Below are 6,517 nucleotides of genomic sequence, written 5' to 3' on the forward strand. Positions count from 1 at the left end.
AGTGCGCATTATATTCGTGTTTATGTTGAGTGGTTTGCCGTAGGCCTAGACCGCGCAAAGGGTGGGCGAGAGACTTTCTCATTGTCGTAGCTTGTTACGTACATGACAGGATAGAGAATCGCTTTGAAGAGATAGCCCGTAACATAAAAAGCGTATAATGCGCATTAAGGAAGAAATGACATACCAAACGCTGAGTATGTCATTTTAGTTTGTCTTTGTTTTTAATCATGAAGTAGTTCAGGAGGCTTTTGCAGTCTTCTGGTCTTCCTTCCAGTTTGATACTTTTTATTTTTCCGCTTTTATCGGTTTTGTATTCATACATGCAGAAATCATCGCCGTTTCTGATTTTTTCTATGCGTTCCTTGCCATAGACTTCTTCAATTGGTCGGTTTGGATCTTCTTCACGACCAATGATTTCGCCCATTGTTGGGCTTGCCAATGAACTTGAGCTCATTAAGGCCATTGATAATATGATCTTCTTCATCGTCTTACTTCGTCGGTTAGCGAGCATTTTGGGAGGGGCCCGCGTAGCGGGAGGGACCTAAAAGCGGAGCCAAACCCCCGTCTAGTATTACGGGGGTAAATTCCACTGAATCATCAGTGTTCACCGTGTATTCGCAAGCGTAGCGCGCCAGTGTTTGAGCGCTAGCGAGTCATCAAGTTAGCTCTCTCCAATGCCATTTGATTAGCTCTTTGAGGTCACTTGGTTTTTTTTATCTTCTGGAAGTCTTCCTCAGCAAATTTTTCTAATCCTAAGTTGATCAAGTAATCGAGCATCTCGGTTTCTTTGATACTTGTCTTTGTCTCTATGACAGCTTTAACAGTCATTTTTTCTACTTTCGTCCACGTCGTATCTTTTATGTGTTTAGTTGCCATTCTTTTACCTCGGTCATTATTTTCGAAAATATTATAAGCTTAGAATCTAAAAAGTATTGACAATTAGAATCTAAGAAATTAGGTTTGGCGCATAAAATAATTATTTAGATTCTAAGTTGGCAGGCTTTGAGATGAAAAAACAAGTATTCACTCCAGAAGAATTGCAAATCGACACTGATGCAAGTCCATTTGTGTTTGTTGATTACTTGTCTTGGACAATCCCTTACTCATCTTTGCGTCATGCTCACAAGTCCGACCTTTCGGCTCTTTTCTGGTCTCCAATTCCTAAGCCGAATTACCGCATGGCTAAAACACCAGAACAGAAAGAAAAGCTGATTGAGAGATACAAGCAACAGTGGAACGTTTCAATGATGGAACGTTTGGAGGTTTTCTGCTTGCACGTTCTTGGTCTTCGTATGTCGCCTTGGCGTGGTAAAGGTTTGTACGGTTACGAAGATTCATGTCACCTGATGACTAAACACTCTAACAAACACGTTGGATTTGTTGCTTTAGGCGGTAACCGTGGAACCTGTTATTTCCAAATCGAGGGGCTAGGGTGCAAACACCTTTTTGAGCACACAAGTGCATTCCGTTTGCATTGGTGGTTAGATCTTCTCGACTGTAACCGTCTATCTCGAATCGACCTTGCAGTCGATGACTTCCACGGCCTGTTTGGTCGTGAGTATGCAAAAAAAGCCTATGCCGATAATGCGTTTCGCACATCTGATAGGGGTTGCGGCCCTAGTGCAGGTGAGCGTTATTTTGCTGAACCTTCCGGCAAGGTTATCAATGAATCATTCGAGGTTGGCAACCGCAAATCTCGTATTTACTGGCGTATTTATAACAAGGCTGCTCAGCTTGGGCTCGATATGTTTTGGTTTAGAAGTGAGTGTGAGCTGAAGGAGATGCCAATCGACGTCCTTCTCGATATCAGCGGTTACTTCGCCGGAATTTGTGCGTATAGCGCATCTATCGTATCCAGCTCTCCAGTAAAGGTGGTTACAAAAAAGAAACAAGTTGCGCTCGATATGCACGGGCGTATTCGTTGGGCTCGTCGACAAGTCGGTCGTACGTTAGCGGATATTGCTAAGTACTTGGATGGTGATTTGGAGAAAGTTTTTGGACTTCTCATATCCGAGGAAACGCAAGGTGATTTGCTCAACTTGCCTGATACATACAAACACATAATCAAAGAGATAATGGAGAATTAGCATGGCTGTTCGTTACGTTCTAACAGGTGGCACTTACTCAAAAGGTGTTGGTAAGCAATCTGGTAAAAAATATGAAATTGGTCGTTTGTTTGCTGGTAAGGCACTCAAGCCTTGGGAAAACGAAAACGGCTCTCAAATTGCGTTTGGCATTGAATCTGTTGAGGTTCCATTCGCGCCAAACGATGCACTTCTCGCTAAATTCGAAACAACGATGTGTCCCGCTCTTGTTGAGTTCGAATACGAACCTGACCCAGAAGACCCTCGCCGTAACTTGGTTTGCGATTTCAAAGTCATTCGCAGCCTGTTCGACAATCCTGTCTCTGATAAAGCTAAGTAAGGTTTTTAATTATGCCTGTGTGCGCACTTCCAAACGCTGACGGTTTTATTGCTGTCGTTCCTGAAGTTGATGCTGCTTCTTGTAGCGGTTACGTCATGGTTACGGCTCAAGAATACGGTTCGCTTATGGACTTCACTCAGGTTACTGGCCCTGAAGCTACTCAAATGTTCGGCCTTGGTTTTTCCTTGGTGTTCTTTGGGGGCTTCATTTCTACCTATGCCATCAAGATGGCTTTACGTTTAATCAAACTTCTCTGAGGTACTTATGAAATACATCAATCAAGCGAAGAAATTCGCAAAACGTGGTGCTGCTACTGTTGCTGCGGCTGCTTTTTCTGGTGCTGCTTTCGCAAGTGAGGCAGGTGCTGACCCATTCAGTGCAATCGACCTTGCTGGCGTTGCGACCAAAATCGGTGCGGCTGGCTTGCTAATTGTTGGTATCGCTATGGCTCTTAAATCCATCACTCTTGCTAAGCGCGCTGTGAATAAGGCTTAAGTTTATGTTGGCCATTCTTCACGATGTCATTCTCATCGTCTTTGTGCTTTTGGGTGGCATGGCTGGATTTGTGGCCTCTCAAAACTTTAGAGGATAGGGGGCTTCGGTCCCCTTTTTTAATGAGGTTTATACATGAGTATTAAACAAAGCATTGCGGCACTGGTGATACTTTTGAGTGTTTCGTTTAGTGCTAATGCTGAAACTCTTTATAAGGTTAATAACATTCAATGGGGCGGCTCTCCACTTCAAGTTTCTGCTATCTATGCTGAGTCTTATCTTCTTGATTTGAGTTGGGGTAATTTTGGCAATTGTTCGATCTCTTACGGTCAATTTTATTGTCTTCAACATGGCTCCAGTAACCCCAATCTCATCGCCAAAATGCAAAAATATGTTTGTCCTGAGGGGCAACAATTCAATCAAGAAACAGGGCGTTGTGAAGACCCTAAATATTGCGAGCGTCCTGAAGTTATTGCACAAATTGAATCGTCAAGGTCTCAATGTGAATCGCAAGGTAAGCAATTCTCTTATTCTTGTAGTGACGAAACAGAATCATGGGAATCTGAGTGCAATGGTGGCGATTGTTCTAAAGTCGAGGGCGATTCAGGTGACATGCGTTGGGACTCTGGTGTGTTTGGTAGCGGATTGCCTTCCACTTATATGTGCTCTGGAAAAGGAGGCGGTTGTACTGCTGCTATTGATGGTTCTAGCGCTTGGTGCGGTGAGTCTGGTTGGTGCTATGCAACTTTTACTGTTATAGGCCCTTCTTGTGACAGCACTACTGGTAATCTTTTTTGCAATGACCCTGAGTGTAAAACACTTAAAGACCCTAATACTGACGATAAACCAGATACTGACCCTACCCATAAACCAGATGACCCTACTGGCGGTGATATCGAAGACCCTAGCGTTTTACCGGACTCTGATAGTGACGTTGTCGTTCCGAAACCTCCAACGGATGAGCCAGACGTAGAAGACCCGCCAACGGATGAATCAACAGATACGGCAGTTGTTAACGCAATAACGGGAATGAACAAGGACGTTAATAAGGCGCTGAATGATATGAACATCGATATCAATCAGGCTAGTGCTGACGTTCAAAACCAAATTATCGCGCTCAATGCTTCGGTCGTGACCAATACGCAAGCCATTCAAAAGCAGCAAGCTAATGACAATGAGATTTATCGAAAAACTAAAGCTCTTATCCAGCAAGCCAACGCTGATATCACAACTGCCGTAAATCAGAATACCAATGCGATTAATGGTGTTGGTGATGATGTTGAGAAAATTGCAGGTGCAATGGATGGCATTGCGGAGGATGTTGCTGGTATTTCAGATACGTTAGATGGCATTGCTAATACGGATACGTCTGGCGCTGGTATTGGTGGCACTTGTATCGAGACGGGTACGTGTACTGGTTTTTATGAATCTAAATATCCTGAGGGGTTAGGTGGCTTGGTTTCTGGTCAGCTCAATGATTTGAAAGTAAACACCATAGATAACTTTGTTAGCTCTTTCGGTAACTTGGACTTGTCCAATGCTCAACGTCCTTCGTTTGTTCTTCCGGTTCCGTTCTTCGGTGATTTCAGTTTCGAGGAACATATTAGCTTTGATTGGGTTTTTGGTTTTGTTCGTGCGGTTCTCATCATGACGTCCATTTTTGCGGCGCGTCGAATCATTTTCGGGGGTTAATATGGACTGGTTAGTTGATTTGTTTAACAAGCTTTTGGTGTTTTTGTACCAGCTTTTGCTATCTCTTTTTGACATGCTCAAAGATTTGTTTTTTTGGATTGTTGAGCAAGTTATGGAAGCGGCCAATTCGCTGATTGCTGGCATTTTCGCGCTCTTTGCACCTGTTGATATGAGCCAGTATATGACGTCGATTCCTCCAACCGTTTCTTGGGTTTTGGCTGCGGTCGGGGTTCCTCAGTGCTTATCAATTATCCTTGCTGCAATCACTATTCGTTTGTTGCTTCAACTGATTCCGTTTACGAGGTTAGGCTCATGATTTACGCAATAGCAGGGAGACCAGGAGGCGGCAAAACTTATGAAGCTGTCGCATATCATATTATTCCGGCCATCAAGGACGGTCGAAAAGTCATTACCAACATCACGTTGAACATTGATTGGTTTGTAAAGATATTTGGTGAGCACGTTCGCGACCTAATCAAGATTGTTGATGGTCGTTTGACGGATTTTGGCTCTACAAGTCGTCCATTTAGTCAGATTGGTGATTACTCGGATGAATGGCGAAATGAGAAAGGACAGGGGCCTTTGTACGTTGTAGATGAGGCTCATATGAGTTTGCCGTCTCGCGGGCTTCCTGCTGCGATTCTTGAGTGGTTCTCGATTCATCGTCACTATGGTGTTGATATCATTCTGCTTACTCAGAACATCCGCAAAGTGCATCGAGATATTAAGGACATGATTGAAGTGACCTATCGATGCACGAAAAACACGGCTATGGGCTCAAGCAACTCATACACGAAAAAGGTGCAAGATGGTTGCAACGGTGAGGTTGTCAATACTTCAATACGTTCTTACAAATCAGAGTACTTTCCGTTTTACAAAAGCCACTCTCAATCGAACAAGCATGTGCAGGAAGCGCAAGCAAAAGACATTAGACCTTTCTGGAAGCGATGGCCTGTTATCGGTACTGCTTTGCTTTTGGGTGTTGGCTTGCCTATCAACATCATGGCTTGGTGGCCTGAATCTGAAAAGGCACCTGAGCCAGTAAAACAGCAAAACACGAACATAGAAATTCCAGCTGGTACGCCAACAGCTCAAGGAACGGCAGCGCCAGCAAAGAAAAAGCCTAAATCTGACTTCGGTCCACTGGATGGGTATGATTTTTTTATCACTGGTTACGCTAAGCAAATCGCGCTTACTACCAGTTTGAAATCAATGGGTGAGTTAAATCGCGACCTGACGTTCTACAAGATATATGTCGATGTTTATGATGGTACGGATAAGCTCTTTAGCTTTAATCATCTCGACTTAGTCAAAATTGGCTATCAGTTTGAGGTTCTTTCAGATTGCGTCTATCGGGTAACTTGGGAGGATTCAGAAAGGATCTTCACTTGCGGCCAACGTGAAAAGCCAACCGATATTCTCCAGCAAAATATTCCTGTTCAGATATAGCTATGCTGGTAAACATTCTTTGGACGTTGTTCTGGGGCTTCTGCATTTGGGGAACAATAATGCTATTCAGATGGGCAGCCTCTAGTTAGACCGCTCGCCGCAAGAAGTGATATTGAGCTTGCGAAAATCGCTTCGAGGAAGCGGAACATGTATGAAATTAATCTTTGGCAGGTTCACACCTGAGTTAGTTATGGAATGGATTTATGATGTTTATGAAGGGTTTATCTTCTTGGGTGTTTTCTTGCTGGTATTGCTGCTTGTAGGAGGTTGTCGCAATGATTGATTCAATTATCGCTTGGATGGATGCCTATGAGTTTTCATTGTGGCATTTGCCGTTTTGGTTCTTCTTGAGCTTTGTTTGGTACGTGCTTTGGGATAGGCTTTTCGAACTCTTAAAGCCTTACCCTTAGTGCGCATTATATTCGTGTTTATGTTGAGTGGTTTGCCGTAGGCCTAGACC

10 protein-coding genes are annotated in these 6,517 nt (G+C 43.6%); 8 read left to right on the plus strand and 2 right to left on the minus strand.

Annotated elements, in window-relative coordinates:
• Positions 1–199: 199 nt before the first annotated feature.
• The gene (locus R7041_RS22190) at positions 200–484 is read right to left on the minus strand and encodes a hypothetical protein (RefSeq protein ID WP_244265543.1); all 285 of its coding nucleotides are present in this window, start codon (positions 482–484) and stop codon (positions 200–202) included.
• 215 nt (positions 485–699) lie between these two features.
• A complete protein-coding gene (locus R7041_RS22195; protein ID WP_025509971.1) occupies positions 700–876 on the minus strand; it encodes a hypothetical protein in 177 nt (58 codons plus the stop codon).
• Positions 877–1,007: 131 nt separating this feature from the next.
• Between R7041_RS22195 and R7041_RS22200 the strand changes: the two genes are divergently transcribed.
• The 8 genes from R7041_RS22200 (at position 1,008) to R7041_RS22235 (ending at position 6,467) form a co-directional block, all read left to right on the plus strand.
• Positions 1,008–2,087 (plus strand): replication initiation factor domain-containing protein, encoded by a 1,080-nt coding sequence (locus R7041_RS22200; protein WP_318128715.1) that lies wholly within the window; start codon positions 1,008–1,010, stop codon positions 2,085–2,087.
• Position 2,088: 1 nt separating this feature from the next.
• Positions 2,089–2,424 (plus strand): hypothetical protein, encoded by a 336-nt coding sequence (locus R7041_RS22205; protein ID WP_017636225.1) that lies wholly within the window; start codon positions 2,089–2,091, stop codon positions 2,422–2,424.
• Positions 2,425–2,435: 11 nt separating this feature from the next.
• Complete coding sequence (locus R7041_RS22210) at positions 2,436–2,681, plus strand: hypothetical protein (RefSeq protein WP_017636224.1); 246 nt, start codon at positions 2,436–2,438, stop codon at positions 2,679–2,681.
• Positions 2,682–2,688: 7 nt separating this feature from the next.
• The gene (locus tag R7041_RS22215) at positions 2,689–2,919 is read left to right on the plus strand and encodes a major coat protein (RefSeq protein WP_025795494.1); all 231 of its coding nucleotides are present in this window, start codon (positions 2,689–2,691) and stop codon (positions 2,917–2,919) included.
• A gap of 132 nt (positions 2,920–3,051) precedes the next feature.
• Positions 3,052–4,608 (plus strand): hypothetical protein, encoded by a 1,557-nt coding sequence (locus tag R7041_RS22220; protein WP_025795495.1) that lies wholly within the window; start codon positions 3,052–3,054, stop codon positions 4,606–4,608.
• Position 4,609: 1 nt separating this feature from the next.
• Positions 4,610–4,924: a DUF2523 family protein gene (locus R7041_RS22225; protein WP_025795497.1), complete on the plus strand. Its 315-nt coding sequence runs from the start codon at positions 4,610–4,612 to the stop codon at positions 4,922–4,924.
• Positions 4,921–6,057, plus strand: coding sequence for a zonular occludens toxin domain-containing protein (locus R7041_RS22230; protein WP_025795498.1), 1,137 nt, complete (start codon positions 4,921–4,923; stop codon positions 6,055–6,057). The genes R7041_RS22225 and R7041_RS22230 overlap by 4 nt, the downstream gene beginning before the upstream one ends.
• Before the next feature lie 275 nt (positions 6,058–6,332).
• Positions 6,333–6,467, plus strand: coding sequence for a hypothetical protein (locus tag R7041_RS22235; protein ID WP_257877580.1), 135 nt, complete (start codon positions 6,333–6,335; stop codon positions 6,465–6,467).
• Positions 6,468–6,517: the final 50 nt, after the last annotated feature.

Origin of the sequence: Vibrio sp. 1751 (assembly GCF_033339895.1) — a bacterium.
GTDB classification, from domain to species: domain Bacteria; phylum Pseudomonadota; class Gammaproteobacteria; order Enterobacterales; family Vibrionaceae; genus Vibrio; species Vibrio alginolyticus.